Genomic DNA, 19,674 nt, shown 5'->3' on the forward strand with positions numbered 1-19,674 from the left:
GCGGGGGGGGGGGTGGGTGCATTGCGGGGTTGAACCGTTCCTATTGAAGCCCGCCAGGGGCGGTCGCCGAGCCGTCGGCGATGCGTTCGCAATACGCGATCAGGTCATCCAGCTCGCAAGACTTGTCGAAGACGCGGTCGGCCCCCAGCAGGGCACAGCGTTTGCGGATGTCAGGGGTGGCGTAGTTGGTGAGGACCACCCGGCGTGCCGGCACATTGGACTCCTGCGCCGCCTTCAGCACCCCCAGCCCGGAGCCGGTGACCAGGAAGATGTCGATGATCATGAGGTCGAAGCGGTCGCCCTGGCTCAGCCATTGCACCGCCGTCTCTTCGTCGCGGGCGTGCCCGACCACCTCCACATTGGCCAGCTCTTCCAGCGTGGACACCAGGTTTTCATAGATGACCTTGTTGTCCTCGACGATGTAGGTTCTGAGCGGCGACATGGGGCAGGCGGGCGTGAGCGTTTCAAAGATGTCCGGCGCGATGGTAAGCATATTCGGTGGCGCTCAGACGATGCCATCATGCCGCGTCTGAGCGCGCCTGTGCTCTCCAGGCCGCTGATTTTCGTGTAGGTGCATTCCTACACATCCCGGCCGTCGCACGGGTCAGCGGACCACGATGTCGTTCTTGACGGATTTCACCCCGTTCACGTCGCGCGCCAGGCGCTCGGCCATGCTCTTTTCGCCTGCGGACTTGGCGAAGCCCGAGAGCTGCACCGTGCCGTTGAGCGTTTCGACGTTGATGGAGGTGGCGGCCACGGTCGGGTCCTTGGCGTACGCGGCCTTCACCCGGGTGGTGATGGTGGCGTCGTCGACGTAGGCGCCGACGGTCTGCTGGTCGCGGGCCACGGCGCAGCCCGTCACTTGAACAACGGCGGTGGCGGCGGCGATGGCCAGAAGGGCGTGGGACAGTTTCATGACATTCTCCTCAGTTGGGGTTCTTGGAACAACCGGCGAGCCTGTGTGTGGGGGCTCGCCGGTCGTGTGTGGTGGTCATTCAAAACAGGATGAGAGGCAGGCCGATCAGCCCTTGGCCTCGACGGTCAGGCGGTTTTCCACCTTGACCACGCCTTCGACGGCGGCGGCCAGCACGGTGGCACGGTCGCGGGCGGCGGGGTCGGGGGCGGTGCCCTTGAGTTCGACGTGACCGTTGGTGGTGTCCACGTCAATCTTCAAGGCACTCAGTTGCGAGTCGCCTGCCAGCGCCGCATTCACCTTGGCGGTGATGGCCACGTCGGCTGCGCCCATGGCGATCTTGTCGGCAGCTTCGTTGCCGGCGGCCTTCATGTCCTGAGCGGCGTTGTTGGCATCGGTGCGCAGCTCGGCGCCGGCCGCCTGCGTCTGTTCCACCGTGTTGTCCATGCGCTGGCCCACGGTCTCGTCTTCCTTCTGGCCGCAGGCCACGATCAGGCTGGCGGCCATGGCGGCGGCGGCGAGCGCCGCGAGTCGGGTGTTGCGTTTCATCATGATGTGCTCCTTGAATGAGGTCAGTGCGGTTTGCGGGCGTTCGGCTTCTCGAACCAGTCGTCGGTGACGCGGCGTTCCCAGTCCGCCACCTGGCGTTCGGCTTCGTCCTTGGCCACGCCGTAGCGTTCCTGGATCTTTCCGGTCAGCTGCTCACGGCGCCCGGCGACGACGTCAAAGTCGTCATCAGTGAGCTTGCCCCACTGCTCGACCATCTTGCCCTTGACTTGTTTCCAGTTGCCTTCAATGCGATCCCAGTTCATGGCGACTCCTTGTGGTTGGGTTGCAGGTAGCGGTCGGAAGACCGTGGATTGACTTTAGGAAATCGGCCGCGCGCCGGATGTCGGGCGGCGGGCCGAGCCGGTGTAGGACTGGGCCGATGCGCGGGGCGGGGATGTAGGAGCCGTCTGACTGCTCTCTGTCGGTGAGCCTGTTAAATTGCTTCGGCCCCCAAGAGAACAAGGAAGCACAAGGACACCATGATCAAAGTCGGAATCGTTGATGACCACGCCATCGTGCGGTCGGGCCTGCGCCAGTTCCTGAGCGAACACGTGGACCTGAAGGTCACGGGCGAGGCCAACAATGGCCGGGAGGCCCTCGATCTCGCGCGCGGCGGCGAGGTGGATGTGCTGCTGATGGACATCTCCATGCCCGACCACAGCGGCGTGGACGCGCTGCAGGCCATCAAGGCGCGCTTCCCCGACCTGCCGGTGCTCATCCTCAGTGGCTTCCCCGAGGCCCAGTACGCCACCACCCTGCTGCGCTACGGCGCCAGCGGCTATCTCAACAAGGACTGCGCGCCCGACGACATCGTCACCGCCATCCGCACCGTGGCGCGCGGGCGGCGCTACATCAGCCCGGCCGTGGCCGAGCTGCTCGCCGACAACGCGGCGGGCGACGCCGAGCGCCCGCCCCACGAGCTGCTGTCCGAACGCGAGCTGCAGGTGTTCCTGCGCCTGGCCAAGGGCGAGACCATCGGCAACATGGCCGAGTCCATGTTCCTGAGCATCAAGACCGTGAGCACCTACCGCACGCGCGTGCTGGAAAAGCTCAAGCTCACGAGCAACAGCGACCTCACCTACTACGCCTTGAAGAACGGGCTGATCCAGTAAGCCGGCCGACGATCTGTCGGTGCCGTCCTACGCCCGGATGGCATTCGGGCTTGCAGCTTTCCCGGCACGGCGTCCCTACAGTGGAGCCATCACAACACAGGAGCCCGACATGCTGCACTACGCCGTGGTTTTCTTCGTCATCGCCCTGATCGCCGCCGTTTTGGGCTTTGGCGGCATTGCCGCCAGCGCCGCCGGCATCGCCAAGCTGCTCTTCGTGATCTTCCTGGTGATGGCGCTGGTCTCGATCGTGATCGGCTTGGTCCGCAAGCGTTGACGGACCGGTCAGATGGGACGGGCGTCCTCGCGCCAGAGGGGGCGCAAGGCCCACAGCCCGAGCGCGGGCCCGATCGCCAGCCAGGGCAGCAGCGCGCCCAGCCGCACTCGATCGGCCAGAGAGACGAACAGCAGGATGCTGGCAATCGAAATCGCAAAGCCGATGCTGTTGGTGAGCGTGAGCACGCTGCCCACGGCCTGGGGTGGCGCGTTGCGCGCCGTCAGGGTGGAAAACTGCGGTGAGTCGCCCGCGACGGTGATGCCCCAGAGCAGCAGCCAGCCGTAAAAAAGGGCGGCCGGTGCGCCCAGGGCCCAGGGGGCGGCCAGGCAGCAGGCGCCGCTGAGCGCCAGCTGTGTGCCGGCGACCCGCGCACTGCCCCAGCGCGGGGCCAGCCAACCTCCGCCCGCGCAGCCGATGGCGCCCGCGCCCAGCACCAGGAACGCCGCCCACGACAGGTCGGTCCCTTGCAGGCGTGTGGCCAGCACCAGCGGCACCATCACCCACATGGTGTAGAGCTCCCACATGTGGCCGAAGTAACCGAGCACCGAGCTGCGCACCCGCGCGTCCGTCCACAGCGTGGCCAGGGCGCGCCATTGCAGCGTGGCGGCGCGCCGGGGGGCTCCGGGCGGGTCGCCGGTGCCAAAGAACAGCAGCAGGCCGCCCCCGGCGGCCAGCGCGGCCACGCCGAGCATGAGCGTGGGCCAGGGCAGGGCGCCGCTGAGCGCGCGCAGCGCGTGGGCGCTGGCCGAGCCCAGCACCAGTGCGCCGATGAGCAGACCGAGCGCGCCGCCCAGGCCGCGCGTGTACCACTGCGCGGCGATCTTCATGCCCACCGGGTAGATGCCCGCCAGAAAGAAGCCGGTGGCGAACCGCCAGGCCAGCAGCGCCGTCTGGTCGCGCACCATCCACCAGGCGCCCACCGTGCAGGCCGCGCCGGCCAGCGAACACAGGAGAAACACGAGGCGCGGCGCGAACCGGTCGGCGATGGCCAGCAGCGCAAAAACCAGCGTGCCGGCGATGAAGCCGAACTGCAGGGCCGAGGTGAGCGTGCCGAGTGTGCTGACGGGCCAGCCCAGTTCGCGCTGCAGGTCGGGCATGACGGCATTGACCGCGAACCAGAGCGAGGTGCCCAGGAACTGGGCGAGCACCAGCACCGGCAGGATGTGGCGGGGCGCCGGGCTGCTCATGCCAGCCTCAGCGACGCAACTGCGTGAAGGCCTCGAACTCCCAGCTGCGCATGGCCAGCACCAGCGTGTAACCCTCGCGGTCCTTGTCGCTGAGTTTCTGGTCGGTCTGGTGCTGCTGCGCGAAGTCCTGCGCCACGCGCTGCAGGCGCTCCAGGAAGCCCGGCGCCAGCGTGCGGCTCACCGAACCATGCACCAGCATCACGCCCTCGCCGCTGCCGTCGAAGCCGCCGGCGAAGTAGTCGAGCAGGGCGTGCTCGCGGAAGTAGTTCATCACCGGGCCGTGTGGGCGCCAGCGGAAGGTCTTGGCGAGTTTGAGGCGGTATCGGTTGAGCGGGCGCAGCTCGATGATGCCGATGCGGTCGAGCTGCGCCAGGTACTTCACGCACTCGGCCTCGCTCAGCCGGTACTGCGAGGTCATCTGCTCCAGGGTCCACTGGCTGAGCACGCAGATGGCCACCAGCAGCAGCTTCTTGTCCGCCACCACCGCGCGTTCCTGCTCCTGCGTCATCTCGCGCAGCAGCGGCTGGGTGTCGGCCACGCGCCGCGAAAGCTCCGCGAAATCCAGCTTGAGTGCGCGGCAGATCTCGTCCACGCGCGAGAGCGACATATCGCCTCCCGCCAGCATGCGCTTGACGCTGGACTCCGCCATGCCGATCGCCTGCGCGAGGTCGGCGTAGGTCATCTGCGCAGCCTTGAGCTCCTTTTTGAGCGCAAGAACGAGGTCGGCGGTGGTGCTCATGGGTGAGGTGGTATCGTGATGCGGTACTTGGAGGTTGGAATGGTTCGACTGTATCGGAATGTGAGCCGGGGCGGGGTCTTGCACCCCACACTGCGCCGTGCGGCAGAATGCGCCGCACAAGCCCGACAGGAGGAGATCCACATGAGCTCACCCACCGCCACGTCCGCCGTGGCCGACCCCTCGCACGCCCCCGCCCACGAAGGCGGCCAGTTCGCCCTGCTGGGGCAGCGCCGTTTCGCCCCGTTCTTCTGGACCCAGTTCCTCGGCGCGGCGAACGACAACCTGTTCAAGTTCGCCTTCACCGTGCTGGTCACCTACCAGCTGCAGGTGGCCTGGCTGCCGCCCACCCTGGCCGGGCTGGTGATCGGCGCCCTGTTCATCCTGCCTTTCCTGCTGTTCTCGGCCACCAGCGGCCAGCTCGCGGACAAACACGACAAGAAGACGCTGATCGTCTTCGTCAAGCGGCTGGAGGTGCTCATCATGGCTCTGGCCGCCTGGGCCTTCTTCACCACCAACATCGTGCTGCTGCTGGCCTGCACCTTTCTCATGGGCCTGCACTCCACGCTGTTCGGCCCGGTGAAGTTCGCCTACCTGCCGCACCACCTGGGCGAGCGCGAGCTCACCGGCGGCAACGGCATGGTGGAGATGGGCACCTTCGTGGCCATCCTGCTGGGCAACCTGGCCGGCGGTCTCATCATCGCTGTGCCCGAGATCGGCGCGCACCACGTCGGCTTCAGCTGCGTGGCCCTGGCCATCCTCGGCCGGGTCACGGCGCACTACGTGCCCGCCACGCCGGCCACCGACCCCGGCCTGAAGATCAACTGGAATCCCTTCACCGAGACCTGGCGCAACCTGAAACTGGCGCACGGCAACACGGTGGTGTTCCGCTCGGTGCTGGGCATCAGCTGGATGTGGTTCTTCGGCGCGGTCTTCCTGAGCCAGTTCCCCAGCTTCGCCAAGGAGGTGCTGCACGGCAACGAGCAGGTGGCCTCGCTGCTGCTCATCGTGTTCTCGGTCGGCATCGGCACCGGCTCGCTGCTGTGCGAGGTGCTTTCGCGCCGGCATGTGGAGATCGGCCTCGTGCCGCTCGGTGCCATCGGCATGAGTGTGTTTTCGATCGACCTGTACTTCGCCTCGCGCGGCCTGCCGCCGGTGGCCAGCCAGGGCGTGGCGCAGTTCATGGCGGTGCCGGGCCACTGGCGCGTGCTGGCCGACCTGACCCTGCTCAGCCTGTTCGCCGGCCTGTACAGCGTGCCGATGTACGCGCTGATCCAGATGCGCAGCCAGCCCACGCACCGCGCGCGCATCATCGCGGCCAACAACATCCTCAACGCGCTGTTCATGATCGCCAGCGCGCTCATCGCGGGTGCCCTGCTCGGCGCGGGCTTCACGATCCCGCAGATGTTCCTGCTGGTGGGCCTGGCCAACGCGGTGGTGGCGTTCTACATCTTCATGCTGGTGCCCGAGTACCTGCTGCGCTTCGTGGCCTGGGTGGCCTCGCGCTGCGTGTACCGCTTCAAGGTCACAGGCGACGCGCACATCCCCACCGACGGTGCGGCCGTGATCGTCTGCAACCACGTGAGTTTTGTCGACGCGGTGCTGCTCATGGCCGCAAGCCCGCGCCCGATCTGCTTCCTGATGGACCACCGGATCTTCCGCGTGCCGGTGCTGGGCGCGCTGTTCCGGCTGGCCAAGGCGATTCCGATCGCGCCGCAGAAGGAGGACGCGGCGGCCTACGAGGCCGCGTTCGAGGCCGCCGCCGCCGTGTTGCGCGAGGGCGATCTGCTGGCCATCTTCCCCGAGGGCGGCATCACGGCCGACGGCCAGCTGCAGCCGTTCAAGGGCGGCGTGATGAAGATTCTCGAACGCGCCGAGGCCGACGGCCTGCGGGTGCCGGTGATCCCGATGGCGCTGACCAACCTCTGGGGCTCGTTCTTCAGCCGGGTCGAGGTGCGCCACGGCGAGAAGACCGCCATGGTGCGGCCGTTCCGGCGCGGGCTGTTCAACCGCGTCGGGCTGAACGTGGGTGAGCCGATGCCGTCTTCGGCCGTGACGCCCGAGAGCTTGCAGGCGCGCGTCGCCCAGCTGCTGCGCTGATGGGGGTGTAAGGTATCGAAAAACGATACCTGATCAGCCATTTTTCGATACAGGTCGAGTTTCCCGGGTCCTTTCAGGGGGTGCCGCTGCACCATCGCGGCACCTCAACAACCCCAAGGGTTTCCACATGGCCTCGAACCGTTCTTCCCTCACCGTGATGCGCGACACCCGTGCCTGGCAGCTGCAGGTGTGGGTCGGCGTGGGTACCGTGGTGGCGGTCAGCGTGATTGGTACCGGTGTGCTGCTCTCGGCCGCGGGCGAGGTGCTGGCCTTCATCCCCAACGAGCTGGGCCGCGCCCTGCTGCACAACGAACGGGTGACGCAATGAAGACCGCGCTGCGTTTCACCGGCGCGCTGGCCGCCGCCTTCGTGCTCATGACCGCGGCCCATGCCGGCCGCTCCTGCGAGCAGAAGCCGCTCACCGCGCACACCATCGAACAGGGCATGGCGCTGGCGCAGCGCACCGCGCAGGCGCTGGATGCCGAGCACGCCCGAAGCGGCGCGCGCGTGGTGGTCCTGGCCCGCGCCGGGCAGGACCTGAGCAAGTACCAGCTGCGCTACTCGCACCTGGGCTGGGCCTACAAGACCGCGCAGGGGCCCTGGCGCGTGCTGCACAAGCTCAACCAGTGCGGCACCGCCACCGGCGACCTGTACCGCCAGGGCCTGGGCGAGTTCTTCCTGGACGACCTGTGGCGCCAGGAAGCCGCCTGGATGGTGCCGGCACCGGCCCTGCAGGCCCCGCTGTTCGAGCTGCTCAACGACCCCCGGCGCGCCGTGGCCCTGCATGCGCAGCCCTACAACCTGGTGAGCTATGTCTGGGGCCAGCGCTACCAGCAGTCCAACCAGTGGGCGATCGAAACCCTGGCCATGGCGACCGAGCCCGGCGTGGCCACCCGCGAGCAGGCCCAGGCCTGGCTGCGTTTCAAGGGCTACCAGCCGACCACGCTCAAGCTGGGTGCGTTCACGCGGCTCGGTGCGCGCGCCGGCACGGCCAACGTGGCCTTCGACGACCATCCGAACGAGAAGCGGTTTTCCGACCGCATCGAGACGGTGACGGTGGACTCGGTGTTCGAATGGCTCGCGCGCAGCGGCATGGCGTCCGCGCCGCAGGCGCTGGCTTTGTGAAACGATGCGACTTTCTGGAGGATTGAACATGGGCAAGGCATTGCGTTGGTCGGAGAAGTGGTTTCACCGGGGCCTCTGGCTGGTGGCCTTTGTGTTCGCGTGGTTTCTGGTGGGGCTGGGCAGCACCATCGTGGGCGACCTGCCGCAGGTCGAGCAGCAGCGCACGCTCGACGACTTTCTGGACCCGCAGCGTGCACCGCAGGTCCGGCAGGTCATCGAGACCGCGCAACGCCGGGCGCGCGATGCCCAGGACGCCCTCGATCAGGCACAGCTTCAACACCAGGCCGCGCAGGCCAACCACCGCGCGGCACGCGACACCTTCGGCAACTGGCTGAACACCCGCCAGGCCACGCAGCGACCCGAGCAGGACCCGGAACTGATCGAGCGCACGCGCCAGCTCGACGGTTACCGCCAGGCCGAGCGCGAGGCGCTCGCGGCGGTGGAGTCACAACGCCAGGCAGCGCTTGACGCGCGGCAGGTGCAGCAGCGCGCCCAGGATGAACTGCAGCAGATGCAGGAAGACGCGCGCCAGTCTTACGAGTCGGCGCAGCGCGCGCAGGAGCTGCGCGTGTTCCTCTATCGGCTGGCGCTCACCTTGCCCTTGCTGGTGGTGGCGGGCTGGCTGTTCGCGAAACAGCGCAAGAGCACGTACTGGCCCTTTGTCTGGGGCTTCATCTTCTTCGCTCTGTTCGCGTTTTTCGTCGAGCTCGTGCCCTACCTGCCGAGCTACGGTGGCTATGTGCGCTACATCGTCGGCATCGTGCTCACGGTGGTCGGCGGGCGCTACGCGATCCAGGCGCTGCAGCGCTACCTGGAGCGCCAGCAGCAGGCCGAGGCCCTGCCCGACCGGCAGCGCCGCCAGGAGCTGGACTACGACCTCGCGCAGACCCGCCTGGCCAAGGGCGTGTGCCCGGGCTGCGAGCGCGCGGTGGATCTGAAGGACCCGAAGAACGACTTCTGCCCCCACTGCGGCATGGGCCTGCACAACCACTGCATGGCCTGCCAGGCGCGCAAGAGCGCGTTCGCGCGGTACTGCTACTCGTGTGGCGAACCGGCGGCGCCGAAGGTCTGAGCACGGTTTTCCGGGAGCGGCGCGGGAACCAAGTCGGGCGTGCCCCTCTCTACGAGGGGCCTTCTGCCGAGAGCGCCGACCGTTCCCCACCTGTTGCCACCCCATGTTCTCCCGCCGTCTTTTTCTCGAATCCACCTCCCTGAGCGCGCTGTCTGCCGCGCTGCTGTCCCTCGGCACCACGGTGCCTGCGGCCCAGGCCGCCAGCCCCGCGCGGCGCCAGCCGGTGCTGTTCATCGGCCACGGCAGCCCGATGAACGCGATCTCGGACAACCGGTTCACCCGAGAACTGGGGGCCTGGGGAAAAAGATTGGCCACGCCGCGCGCGATCCTGGTGGTGTCGGCCCATTGGCTCACGAGCGGGGCGACAGGTGTCACGGTCAACGAGGTGCCGCCGACGATCCACGACTTCGGGGGCTTCCCCCGGCCACTGCATGAGATGCAGTACCCGGCCAAGGGCCATCCCCAGCTGGCCCGCGCCGCCGCCAAACTGATCCGCAGCAACCCCAGTGTGCCGACCACCGAATGGGGCCTGGACCACGGCACCTGGACGGTGCTGCACCACCTGTTTCCCAAGGCCGACGTGCCGGTGTTCCAGGTCTCGATCGACTACGACAAGCCGGCCGCCTTCCACTACACGCTGGGCCGCGAGCTGCAGGCCTTGCGGGAGCAGGGCGTGCTGATCATCGGCAGCGGCAACATCGTGCACAACCTGCGCGCCACCGACCGCGACACGCCGGAGCAGGCGGCGGCCAGCCGCCCCTGGGCCCAGGCCTTCGACGACCGCGTCAAGCGCGCGCTGGACCAGCGCGAGGACAAGTCATTGCAGGACTACATCGGGCTGGACATGTCCGCGCGCATGGCGGTGCCCACGCCGGACCACTACTGGCCGTTCCTCTATGCGCTTGGCGCGGCCGACGCGGGTCAGGTACCGAAGCACGTCTTCGAGGCGTTCCACAGTGGCACGCTGAGCATGCGCTGCCTGCAGTTCGGCTAGACCCCGCGTGCGCGGTCGGCCTTGAACTTCGCCTGGAAGGCGCTGAACGTGCCCGCGTCCAGCGCTTCGCGCACCTCGCGCATCAGGTTCAGGTAGTAGTGCAGGTTGTGGATGGTGGTCAGCATGGGGCCGAGCATCTCGCCGCAGCGGTCCAGGTGGTGCAGGTAGGCGCGGCTGAAACCGTCGCGCCCGCCGTCGGCCCAGCTCACGCCGCTTTTTCCGGCGCAAGCATGGCAGGTGCAGGTGGCGTCCAGCGGCTGGTGGTCGGTCTTGTGGCGCGCGTTGCGGATCTTCAGGTCGCCGAAGCGCGTGAACAGGGTGCCGTTGCGCGCGTTGCGTGTGGGCATGACACAGTCGAACATGTCCACGCCGTCGGCCACGCCCTGCACCAGGTCCTCGGGCGTGCCCACGCCCATCAGGTAGCGCGGCTTGTGCGCGGGCAGGCGGTGCGGCGTGTGCGCCATGATCTGCAGCATCTGTTCCTTGGGTTCGCCCACGCTCACGCCGCCGATGGCGTAGCCGGGGAAGTCCATGGCCACGAGCGCGTCGAGCGACTCCTGGCGCAGGTGCTCGAACATGCCGCCCTGCACGATGCCGAACAGCGCGTTGGGGTTCTCCAGCCGCGCGAACTCGTCCTGCGAGCGCTTGGCCCAGCGCAGGCTCATCTCCATGCTCTTGCGCGCTTCGGCCTCGGTGGTGAGGTGGCCGTTGGTCTCGTAGGGCGTGCACTCGTCGAGTTGCATCACGATGTCGCTGTTCAGCCCGGTCTGGATCTGCATGCTGACCTCGGGCGACATGAACAGCTTGTCGCCGTTCACCGGCGAGGCGAAGGTCACGCCTTCTTCGGTGATCTTGCGCATGGCGCCGAGCGACCAGACCTGGAAGCCGCCTGAGTCCGTCAATATGGGCTTGTGCCACTGCTCGAAGGCGTGCAGGCCGCCGAAGCTCTGCATCACCTCGCGGCCCGGGCGCATCCACAGGTGGAAGGTGTTGCCCAGGATGATCTGGGCGCCCATGTCGTGCAGGCTTTGTGGCATCACGCCCTTGACGGTGCCGTAGGTGCCCACCGGCATGAAGATGGGGGTTTCGACGACACCGTGGTTCAGGGTGAGTCGGCCGCGGCGCGCATGGCCGTCGGTCTTGAGCAGTTCAAACTGGAGCATGGGGGGATTGTCTCAAAGCGACCCTGCTGCCCATAGAAAAGCGCTTGAAAGCCTAAAATCAGGGTTTTCCCTGATATTGCGCTGCCCAGGTTGCCGCCTGCGCGCGAAAGGATCTGATGTCTGCGTCCCTGGCACCGGCGGCTCCCGTTCCGGTCAATTCCCCCCGAAAAGTCGCTATCGCCTCCCTGGTGGGCACGGCCATCGAGTTCTACGACTACTACATCTACGCCGCGGCCGCGGTGCTGGTCTTCAGCCACCAGTTCTTCCCGCAGGGCGACCCGACTGTGGGCCTGTTGCTGTCGCTGTCCACCCTGGCGCTGGCCTTCATCGCCCGGCCCATCGGCTCGGCGCTGTTCGGGCACTACGGCGACCGCATCGGGCGCAAGCGCACCCTGGTGGCCTCGCTCATGACCATGGGCCTGTCGACCGTGGCCATCGGCCTGTTGCCGAGCTACGCGCAGATCGGCGTGGCCGCGCCACTGCTGCTGTGCCTGTTCCGCATCGGGCAGGGCATCGGCCTGGGCGGCGAATGGGGTGGCGCGGCGCTGGTGGCGACGGAAAACGCACCCAAGGGCAAGCGCGGCCTCTTCGGCAGCTTCCCGCAACTGGGGGCGCCGATCGGTCTGTTTGCGGCCAACGGCGTGTTCTTCGGCATCACCTGGGCCATCGGGCCCGAAGCCATGGTCGAGTGGGGCTGGCGCATTCCCTTCATCCTGTCCTTGGTGCTGGTGATCGTGGGCCTGTACGTGCGCATGACCTTGCACGAAAGCCAGGTGTTCAAGGAGGTCGAGGCATCGGGTCGCCAGCTCAAGGCGCCGGTCAGCGCGGTGTTCACGCGCCACGGCGGCCGCCTGCTGCAGGGCACCCTGATCATGACCACGACCTACGTGCTGTTCTACCTGATGACGGCCTTCGTGCAGGTGTACTCCAAGAGCCCGGCGGTGCTGTCCGAGGCCGGGCATCCGATGGGCCTGGGCATTCCGGCCAACACCTTCACCGGCATCCTGCTGATCGGCGCGGTGGTCTTTGGCATCTTCTGCCTGCTCTCCGGCCACCTGGCCGATCGCCTGGGCCGTCGCCGCTGGCTGATCGGCGTGACGGTCGCCATCATGGCGTTCGGCGCGGTGATGCCGGCGCTGCTGACCCATGGCACGCCGGTGTCGGTGCTGGTCTTCATCGTGCTGGGCATGGTGCTCATGGGCTGCACCTTCGGGCCGATGGCGGCGCTGCTGCCCGAGCTGTTTCCCACCGAGGTGCGCTACTCCGGCGCGTCGATGGCCTACAACCTGGCCTCCATCGTGGGGGCGTCGGTGCCCACCTTGATCGCCATCGACCTGAACAGGAACCACGGCCTGGTCGGCGTGGGCATCTACCTCGCCGCCAACGGCGTGCTCACGCTCGCGGCGCTGATCTCTTCGCGCGAAACCATGTCCATCGACCTGGCGAAGGTCGCCTGAACCCGGCGAGTGTTCAGGGCGCCAGCGGCGCGATGACGATCACGCTGCGGTTGCGGTCTTCGACGATCCACAGGCGGCCTTCGGCGTCGAAGCTGATGCCGGCGGGTGTGCCCAGCGGGCGCACCCCCGCTTGCGCGTGCCAGCCGCTCACCAGGTCTTCGCGTGTGCGGCCGGGGCGGCCGTCTTCGTCGAGCCGCCACGCCACGATGCGGTGACCGCCCGTGCGGTAGCCGTGCCACACGGCGAGCAGGCGACCGGCGAAGGGGCCGCCGTCCATGCCCTTGGGTGAGGTCAGCAACTGCAATGGCGCGACGTGCGCCGGCCAGACCGCGAGGGCCGCCGTGTGCGCGGCGCAGCGCGCCCGGCCTTCGTAGCCGCGCGCGGGCACTGCCTTGCCGCGCGCATCGCTCACGCAGTAGGGCCAGCCGTAGGACGCGCCGTCCTTCAGTTCATTGAGTTCCTCGGCGGGCAGCGCCGCGTCGGTGTAGTCGATCGAGTTCTCCGCCTGCCACAGGCGCACGCTGCCGTCGCGCGCGGTCGTGGAGGCCAGGCCGAGCGAGTTGCGCAGACCGGTGGCCAGGGGGCGGAAGCTCTGCAGCGCGAAGTCGGCGCCGTGGAAGCTGGCGACGTAGACCGCCGCGCGCGGTTGCGGGCCGGTGAGCTCCGGGCAGGGCTGGGGTTGTTGCTGGTCGTCGCCCCGGCAGGCGTCGGTGACCGAGCCCAGGTTGACCAGCAGCCGGCCGTCGGGCGTGAAGGCCAGTTCCTTGAGGGGGTGTGCGCCACCGCTGGGCAGGCCGGTGATCACGTCCTGCCGCTGCACGGTCTCGCCCACCGGCGTGCGCCACACGGTGCCGGCTTCGCCGACGTAGACGCGGCCGTCCGGACCGAGGGCCAGGCCGTGCGGGCGGTCCAGGCCGCTGGCGAGCACGCGCACCCGCCCGGGCTGGCCGCGCGCGAGGTCGGTGCGCAGTTCCAGCAAGCGGCCCCGGCGAGGCTCCCAGTTGCCCATGTCCACGATCCAGAAGCGGTGCGGCGCCACGGCCAGCAGGCGGCGCGGCATGCGCAGGCCGTCACTCGCATCGGCCACCAGGCCGGCGCACCAGCCTTCGGGCACCTTCAGCGCGATGCCCGGATGGCCGTCGCAGCGGCCCTTCGTGGCATAGAGCGGCTGGGCGACCGACGCGGCGGCCGGTAGCAGCAACAGGGCGAGGAGGAGGGCGCGCACGGCGAGTTTCTCAGGACCGCAGCAGCAGCATCGAGTCGCCGTAGCTGAAGAACCGGTAGCGCTGTGCGATGGCGTGGTCGTACAGCGCGCGAATGCGGTCGTAGCCCGCGAAGGCGCTCACCAGCATCATCAGCGTGGACTGCGGCAGGTGGAAGTTGGTCACCATCAGGTCCACCACTTGAAAGGCAAAGCCCGGCGTGATGAAGATGTTGGTGTCGCCCTGGGTCTCGTCGGACTTCGCCCAGCTCTCCAGCGTGCGCACGGTGGTGGTGCCCACGGCCACCACGCGGCCGCCGCGCGCGCGGCAATCGGCGATGGCCTGCAGCGTCTCGGCCGGGATGGCGTAGCGCTCGTGGTGCATCACGTGGTCTTCGATGCGCCCGGCCTTCATGGGCGCGAACGTGCCCGCGCCCACGTGCAGGGTGACGCTGGCGCGGCGCACGCCGCGCGCGGCCAGCGCGGCCAGCACGGCCTCGTCGAAGTGCAGGGCGGCGGTGGGCGCGGCCACCGCGCCGGGCACGCGCGCGAACACGGTCTGGTAGCGGCGCTCGTCGTCGGCCTCGTCAGCGTGGGTGATGTAGGGCGGCAGCGGCACGTGGCCGTGGCGCGCCATCAGCTCGTAGGGCGTTTCTCCGGCCGGGCCGTGCAGGCGGAAGCGGAACAGCTGGCCCTGCTCGTCGGGCCAGCGGCCCAGGAAGACCGCGTCGAACCCGCCGCTCTTGAGGCCACCCGCCATGAACAGCCGGCCGCCGGGCTGGGGCTTCTTGCTCACGCGCAGGTGGGCCACCACCTCGTGCGCCGTGCCGTCGCTGGCCTCGTGCGGCAGCAGCACGCGCTCGATCAGCATTTCCAGCTGGCCGCCGCTGGCCTTCTGGCCAAAGAGGCGCGCCTTGACGACCTGCGTGTCGTTGAACACCAGCAGGTCGCCTTCGTTGAGCAGGCCGGGCAGCTCGCGGAACACGCGGTCCACCGGCGCGGCGCCGGTGCCGTCGAGCAGGCGCGAGGCGCTGCGCTCGGGCGCGGGGTGCTGGGCGATCAGCTCGGGGGGAAGGTGGAAGTCGAAGTCGGCGACGGTGAAGGAGCGCGCGACGGTGTCGGGAGAAGAAGAGGTCATGCTGCTTGAGGGCCGAACAAGGCCCGTGCCAAGTGAAAGGAAGTCGGATGGGAACCGGGCAGAATTGTCCCATGCCCGATGCCAATCCCGACCGCAAGCCCCTGTCTGCGCCCCAGAAGGCCTTGCACAAGCTCGGGCTGGTGCGCGACATCGACCTGGCCCTGCACCTGCCGCTGCGCTACGAGGACGAGACCCGCATCGTGAGCCTGCGCGGCGCGCGCGACGGCCAGCTGGCGCAGATCGAGGGCACGGTGACGCACAGCGAGATCAGTTTTCGCCCGCGCCGCCAGTTGCTGGTGACGCTGGACGACGGCACCGACACCTGCACGCTGCGCTTCTTCACCTTTTACCCGGCGCACCAGAAGACGCTGGCGGTGGGGGCCCGGGTGCGGGTGCGCGGCGAGCTGCGCGGCGGCTTCGCGGGCTGGAGCATGGTGCATCCCGCGTTCCACCTGGCCGGCGGCGAACTGCCCGATGCGCTTACGCCGGTCTACCCCACCAGCGCGCAGCTGCCGCAGGCCTACATCCGCAAGGCCGCGGCCGGTGGCCTGAAACGCGCCGACCTGAGCGAGACGCTGCCGCCCGCGCTGCTGGGCGGCCTTCAGGCCGTGGTGCGCGGCACCTGGACGCTGCGCGACGCGCTGCAGTACCTGCACCACCCGGGGCCGGACGTCTCGCTCGACGCGCTCGAAGACCGCAGCCATCCGGCCTGGCAGCGCCTCAAGGCCGAGGAGCTGCTGGCGCAGCAGCTCTCGCAGTTCACCGCCAAGCAGGAGCGCGCGGCCCTGCGCGCGCCGGTCCTGCGCGCCGCGCCGGGCGGCCTGCACGAGCAGTTGCTGGGCGCGCTGCCGTTCGCGCTCACGGGCGCGCAGCGCCGCGTGGGCGAGGAGATCGCGCGCGACCTGCTGCGCCAGGTGCCCATGCACCGGCTGCTGCAGGGCGACGTGGGCTCGGGCAAGACGGTGGTGGCCGCGCTGGCCGCCGCCATCGCCATCGACGCGGGCTGGCAGTGCGCGCTGATGGCCCCGACCGAGATCCTGGCGGAGCAGCACTTCGCCAAGCTCATCGGCTGGCTCGAGCCCCTGCTCGCGCCCCTGGGCAAGCGCGTGGCCTGGCTCACCGGCAGCCAGAAGAAAAAGCAGCGTGGCGAGATGCTGGTCCTGATCGCCAGCGGCGAGGCCGCGCTGGTGGTGGGCACGCACGCCGTCATTCAGGACCAGGTGGTGTTCAAGCACCTCGCGCTGGCCATCATCGACGAGCAGCACCGCTTCGGTGTCGCACAGCGGCTCGCGCTGCGCAGCAAGGTGGGGGTGGCGGCGGACGGCACCGAACAGGAGCCGCACCTGCTCATGATGACCGCCACGCCGATTCCCCGCACCCTGGCGATGAGCTACTACGCCGACCTCGACGTCTCCACCATCGACGAACTGCCGCCTGGGCGCACGCCGATCGTCACCAAGGTGGTGGCCGACAGCCGCCGCGCCGAGGTGATCGAGCGCATCCGCGGCCAGCTCGCGCAGGGGCGACAGGTGTACTGGGTCTGCCCGCTGATCGAGGAGAGCGAGGCGATCGACCTGTCCAACGCCACGGCCACGCACGCCGAGTTGAGCGCTTCGCTGCCCGGCGTGCTGGTGGGCTTGCTGCATTCGCGCATGCCGGTGGCCGAGAAGAAGGCCGTGATGTCGCTGTTCACCGGCGGGCAGATGGGCGTGCTGGTCTCCACCACCGTGATCGAGGTCGGCGTGGACGTGCCCAATGCCTCGCTGATGGTGATCGAACACGCCGAGCGCTTCGGCCTGTCGCAACTGCACCAGCTGCGCGGGCGCGTGGGGCGCGGCGCGGCGGCTTCGGCCTGCGTGCTGATGTACACGCCGCCCGACGGCGGGCGACTGGGCGAGACCGCGCGCGAGCGCCTGCGGGCCATGGCCGACACCAGCGACGGCTTCGAGATCGCGCGCCGCGACCTGGAGATCCGGGGCCCCGGCGAGTTCCTGGGCGCGCGCCAGTCGGGCGCACCGCTGCTGCGCTTCGCCGACCTGGCCACCGACGGCCACCTGCTCGACTGGGCGCGCGAGGCCGCGCCGGTGATGCTCGCCCAGTACCCGGCGGCGGCCGAAAAGCACATCGCGCGCTGGCTTGGCGGCAAGGCCGAATACCTGAAAGCCTGAGTGATTGGCTGAGGCGCCCGGCACGCTGCGGGCCGCGGGCGCAAAATAGCACCCCATGACGCTCACCGAACTCAAGTACATCGTGGCCGTGGCGAGGGAGAGGCACTTCGGCAAGGCCGCCGAGGCCTGCTTTGTGTCCCAGCCCACGCTGTCGGTGGCCATCAAGAAGCTGGAAGAGGAACTCGAGCTCAAGATCTTCGAGCGCAACGCCACCGAGATCGCGGTGACGCCGCTGGGCGAGGAGATCGTGCGCCAGGCGCAGACCGTGCTGGAGCAGGCCGCGGCCATCAAGGAGATCGCCAAGCGCGGCAAGGACCCGCTGGCCGGGCCGCTGCGGCTGGGGGTGATCTACACCATCGGCCCGTACCTGCTGCCCGACCTGGTGCGCCACGTCATCGACCGCACGCCGCAGATGCCGCTGATGCTGCAGGAGAACTTCACCGTCAAGCTGCTGGAGCAGCTGCGCCTGGGCGAGATCGACTGCGCCATCCTGGCCGAACCTTTTCCCGACACCAACCTCGCCATCGCGCCGCTGTACGACGAGCCTTTCCTGGCTGCCGTGCCGCACACCCATCCGCTGGCGAAGCAGGAGCACATCACCAACGAAGAGCTCAAGCGCGAGACCATGCTGCTGCTGGGCACCGGCCACTGCTTCCGTGACCACGTGCTGGAGGTCTGCCCCGAGTTCGCGCGCTTCTCGAACGACGCCGAAGGCATCCGCAAGAGCTTCGAGGGCTCGTCGCTGGAGACCATCAAGCACATGGTGGCCGCGGGCATGGGCGTGACGCTGGTGCCGCGCCTGTCGGTGCCGTCGTCCGCGCTGGAGGGCGCGACCGCGCCGGGCCAGGACTTCGGCGATTCGTCCTACGTGCGCTACCTGCCCTTCCAGGGCGAGGCGCCCACGCGGCGCGTGGTGCTGGCCTGGCGGCGCAGCTTCACGCGCTACGAGGCCATCGCCGAGCTGCGCAACGCCATCTACGCCTGCGAACTGCCGGGCGTCAAACGCCTGTCCTAGTTTTTCCCCTTCCACCATCCCCAAGGAGCACACCATGGCCAAACCCCGAGGCGCCGTCAGCGCCCCCGCCATCAACATCGGCATCGGCGAGAAGGACCGCGCCGCCATCGCCAAGGGCCTGTCCCAGCTGCTGGCCGACACCTACACGCTGTACCTGACCACGCACAACTTCCACTGGAACGTGACGGGTCCAATGTTCACGTCGCTGCACACCATGTTCATGACGCAGTACACCGAGCTGTGGAACGCGGTCGATCCGGTGGCCGAGCGCATCCGCTCTCTGGGCCATGCGGCGCCGGGCAGCTACGCGCAGTTCGGCAAGCTCAGCTCGGTGCCCGATGTGCCGGCCACGCCACCCAAGGCGCTGGAGATGGTGCGCATCCTGGTGCAGGGCCACGAGGCGGTGGCGCGCACGGCGCGCCAGCTGTTCCCCGTGGTGGAGAAGGCGGGCGACGAGCCCACCGCCGACCTGCTGACCCAGCGCCTGACGGTGCACGAGCAGACCGCCTGGATGCTGCGCTCGCTCCTCGAAGACGCGTGATCGCCGAGCGCCTCTCCCTCTACCTGGACCTGATCCGCTGGAACCGCCCCGCGGGCTGGCTGCTGCTGCTCTGGCCTTCGCTGGCCGCGCTGTGGGTGGCGGCGGGCGGTTTCCCGGGCTGGCACCTGCTGGCGGTGTTCGTGCTCGGCACCATCCTCATGCGCAGCGCCGGCTGCTGCGTGAACGATGTGGCCGACCGCGATTTCGACAAACACGTCAAGCGCACCGCGCAGCGCCCGGTCACCTCGGGCAAGGTCTCCACGCGCGAGGCGCTCTCGGTGGGGGCCGTGCTGGCGCTGGCGGCCTTTGGTCTGGTGCTCACGACCAACACGCTCACGGTGCTGATGTCGTTCGCCGCGCTGGCGATCACGCTGATCTACCCCTACGCCAAGCGCTATGTCTCCATGCCGCAGGCGGTGCTGGGCGTGGCCTTCAGCTTCGGCGTGCCGATGGCGTTCGCGGCGGTGCAGTCGCAGGTGCCGCTGCTGGCCTGGGTGCTGCTGGTGGGCAACCTGTTCTGGGTGCTGGCCTACGACACCGAGTACGCCATGGTGGACCGCGACGACGACCTGCGCATCGGCATGAAGACCTCGGCCATCACGCTGGGCCGGGCCGATGTGCCCGCTGTCACGAGTTTCTATCTGGTGTTCCTGGCGATCTGGACGGTCGCGCTGTGGGCGGTGGTGAACCCCTGGGTCTGGGGCGCCATGCTGGTGGTGGCGCTGGCCCAGGTGGTCTGGCACTTCAGCTTGATCAAGGACCGCACGCGCGACGGCTGCTTCAAGGCCTTCCGGCTCAACCACTGGCTGGGCTTCACCGTGTTTGTGGGTGTGGTGCTCGGGTTGCTTTGAGTTTCGATCGTGGGACCTCGCGTGCCGGCGGTCGCGGTGTGCTCTGCTCCGCGGGTGTCCCCCGCCCCGGCTTCGCCG

At 68.7% G+C, this 19,674-nt stretch carries 21 protein-coding genes; 12 read left to right on the forward strand and 9 right to left on the reverse strand.

Features of this window, described 5'->3' with window-relative positions; translation table 11 throughout:
- Positions 1-40: 40 nt before the first annotated feature.
- The 4 genes from AC07ZS_RS15260 to AC07ZS_RS15275 all read right to left on the reverse strand — a co-directional run bounded on the left by AC07ZS_RS15260 (position 41) and on the right by AC07ZS_RS15275 (position 1,725).
- Positions 41-442 (reverse strand): response regulator transcription factor, encoded by a 402-nt coding sequence (locus AC07ZS_RS15260; protein ID WP_494799454.1) that lies wholly within the window; start codon positions 440-442, stop codon positions 41-43.
- Positions 443-604: 162 nt separating this feature from the next.
- The gene (locus tag AC07ZS_RS15265; RefSeq protein ID WP_494799388.1) at positions 605-916 is read right to left on the reverse strand and encodes a BON domain-containing protein; all 312 of its coding nucleotides are present in this window, start codon (positions 914-916) and stop codon (positions 605-607) included.
- A 105-nt stretch (positions 917-1,021) separates the two neighbouring features.
- Positions 1,022-1,465 carry a BON domain-containing protein gene (locus AC07ZS_RS15270; RefSeq protein ID WP_494799389.1) on the reverse strand — a complete coding sequence of 148 codons (444 nt, stop codon included), beginning with the start codon at positions 1,463-1,465 and terminating at the stop codon, positions 1,022-1,024.
- 20 nt (positions 1,466-1,485) lie between these two features.
- Positions 1,486-1,725, reverse strand: a complete 240-nt coding sequence (locus AC07ZS_RS15275; RefSeq protein WP_494799390.1) for a CsbD family protein — start codon at positions 1,723-1,725, stop codon at positions 1,486-1,488.
- Positions 1,726-1,941: 216 nt separating this feature from the next.
- Here AC07ZS_RS15275 and AC07ZS_RS15280 point away from each other — a divergent pair, with 216 nt between their 5' ends.
- Positions 1,942-2,574, forward strand: a complete 633-nt coding sequence (locus AC07ZS_RS15280) for a response regulator (RefSeq protein WP_494799391.1) — start codon at positions 1,942-1,944, stop codon at positions 2,572-2,574.
- Positions 2,575-2,683: 109 nt separating this feature from the next.
- Positions 2,684-2,848: a DUF1328 domain-containing protein gene (locus AC07ZS_RS15285; RefSeq protein WP_494799392.1), complete on the forward strand. Its 165-nt coding sequence runs from the start codon at positions 2,684-2,686 to the stop codon at positions 2,846-2,848.
- An 8-nt stretch (positions 2,849-2,856) separates the two neighbouring features.
- Here AC07ZS_RS15285 and AC07ZS_RS15290 read toward each other — a convergent pair whose 3' ends face one another.
- Positions 2,857-4,035, reverse strand: coding sequence for an MFS transporter (locus AC07ZS_RS15290; RefSeq protein WP_494799393.1), 1,179 nt, complete (start codon positions 4,033-4,035; stop codon positions 2,857-2,859).
- Between the two features lie 7 nt (positions 4,036-4,042).
- Positions 4,043-4,774 carry a helix-turn-helix domain-containing protein gene (locus AC07ZS_RS15295; protein WP_494799394.1) on the reverse strand — a complete coding sequence of 244 codons (732 nt, stop codon included), beginning with the start codon at positions 4,772-4,774 and terminating at the stop codon, positions 4,043-4,045.
- A 141-nt stretch (positions 4,775-4,915) separates the two neighbouring features.
- On the opposite strand from AC07ZS_RS15295, the gene AC07ZS_RS15300 reads away from it, so the two are divergent.
- From AC07ZS_RS15300 to ygiD, 5 genes are all read left to right on the forward strand, one after another.
- Complete coding sequence (locus AC07ZS_RS15300) at positions 4,916-6,871, forward strand: MFS transporter (protein ID WP_494799395.1); 1,956 nt, start codon at positions 4,916-4,918, stop codon at positions 6,869-6,871.
- Positions 6,872-6,998: 127 nt separating this feature from the next.
- Positions 6,999-7,199: a hypothetical protein gene (locus tag AC07ZS_RS15305; RefSeq protein WP_494799455.1), complete on the forward strand. Its 201-nt coding sequence runs from the start codon at positions 6,999-7,001 to the stop codon at positions 7,197-7,199.
- Complete coding sequence (locus AC07ZS_RS15310) at positions 7,196-7,996, forward strand: DUF2145 domain-containing protein (protein WP_494799396.1); 801 nt, start codon at positions 7,196-7,198, stop codon at positions 7,994-7,996. The genes AC07ZS_RS15305 and AC07ZS_RS15310 overlap by 4 nt, the downstream gene beginning before the upstream one ends.
- A 28-nt stretch (positions 7,997-8,024) precedes the next feature.
- Positions 8,025-9,068 carry a double zinc ribbon domain-containing protein gene (locus AC07ZS_RS15315; protein WP_494799397.1) on the forward strand — a complete coding sequence of 348 codons (1,044 nt, stop codon included), beginning with the start codon at positions 8,025-8,027 and terminating at the stop codon, positions 9,066-9,068.
- A gap of 103 nt (positions 9,069-9,171) precedes the next feature.
- Entirely contained in the window at positions 9,172-10,062 is an 891-nt protein-coding gene (ygiD, locus tag AC07ZS_RS15320) for a 4,5-DOPA-extradiol-dioxygenase (RefSeq protein ID WP_494799398.1), read from the forward strand.
- Here the strand turns inward: ygiD and tgt are convergent.
- Positions 10,059-11,225, reverse strand: a complete 1,167-nt coding sequence (gene tgt, locus AC07ZS_RS15325; RefSeq protein ID WP_494799399.1) for a tRNA guanosine(34) transglycosylase Tgt — start codon at positions 11,223-11,225, stop codon at positions 10,059-10,061. The two genes, ygiD and tgt, sit on opposite strands and share 4 nt — an antisense overlap.
- Positions 11,226-11,413: 188 nt before the next feature.
- Between tgt and AC07ZS_RS15330 the strand changes: the two genes are divergently transcribed.
- Positions 11,414-12,682, forward strand: coding sequence for an MFS transporter (locus AC07ZS_RS15330; protein WP_494799400.1), 1,269 nt, complete (start codon positions 11,414-11,416; stop codon positions 12,680-12,682).
- A 13-nt stretch (positions 12,683-12,695) separates the two neighbouring features.
- On the opposite strand, the gene AC07ZS_RS15335 is transcribed toward AC07ZS_RS15330, so the two are convergent.
- Both AC07ZS_RS15335 and queA read right to left on the reverse strand, forming a co-directional pair.
- On the reverse strand, positions 12,696-13,907 hold the full coding sequence (locus tag AC07ZS_RS15335; RefSeq protein WP_494799401.1) for a PQQ-dependent sugar dehydrogenase: 1,212 nt from the start codon (positions 13,905-13,907) through the stop codon (positions 12,696-12,698).
- A gap of 10 nt (positions 13,908-13,917) precedes the next feature.
- Complete coding sequence (gene queA, locus AC07ZS_RS15340) at positions 13,918-15,021, reverse strand: tRNA preQ1(34) S-adenosylmethionine ribosyltransferase-isomerase QueA (RefSeq protein ID WP_494799402.1); 1,104 nt, start codon at positions 15,019-15,021, stop codon at positions 13,918-13,920.
- Positions 15,022-15,092: 71 nt separating this feature from the next.
- Here queA and recG point away from each other — a divergent pair, with 71 nt between their 5' ends.
- Genes recG through ubiA form a run of 4 tightly spaced genes read left to right on the forward strand, consistent with a single transcriptional unit; the run spans position 15,093 to position 19,596 of the window.
- Positions 15,093-17,189 carry an ATP-dependent DNA helicase RecG gene (gene recG / locus AC07ZS_RS15345; protein ID WP_494799403.1) on the forward strand — a complete coding sequence of 699 codons (2,097 nt, stop codon included), beginning with the start codon at positions 15,093-15,095 and terminating at the stop codon, positions 17,187-17,189.
- 55 nt (positions 17,190-17,244) lie between these two features.
- Entirely contained in the window at positions 17,245-18,204 is a 960-nt protein-coding gene (locus tag AC07ZS_RS15350) for a hydrogen peroxide-inducible genes activator (protein WP_494799404.1), read from the forward strand.
- Between the two features lie 34 nt (positions 18,205-18,238).
- Positions 18,239-18,745 carry a Dps family protein gene (locus tag AC07ZS_RS15355; protein WP_494799405.1) on the forward strand — a complete coding sequence of 169 codons (507 nt, stop codon included), beginning with the start codon at positions 18,239-18,241 and terminating at the stop codon, positions 18,743-18,745.
- The gene (ubiA, locus tag AC07ZS_RS15360; RefSeq protein WP_494799406.1) at positions 18,742-19,596 is read left to right on the forward strand and encodes a 4-hydroxybenzoate octaprenyltransferase; all 855 of its coding nucleotides are present in this window, start codon (positions 18,742-18,744) and stop codon (positions 19,594-19,596) included. Before AC07ZS_RS15355 ends, ubiA begins: the two co-directional genes overlap by 4 nt.
- The last annotated feature ends 78 nt before the right edge of the window (positions 19,597-19,674 follow it).

The organism is Hydrogenophaga sp. GW456-12-10-14-TSB4, assembly GCF_059424305.1.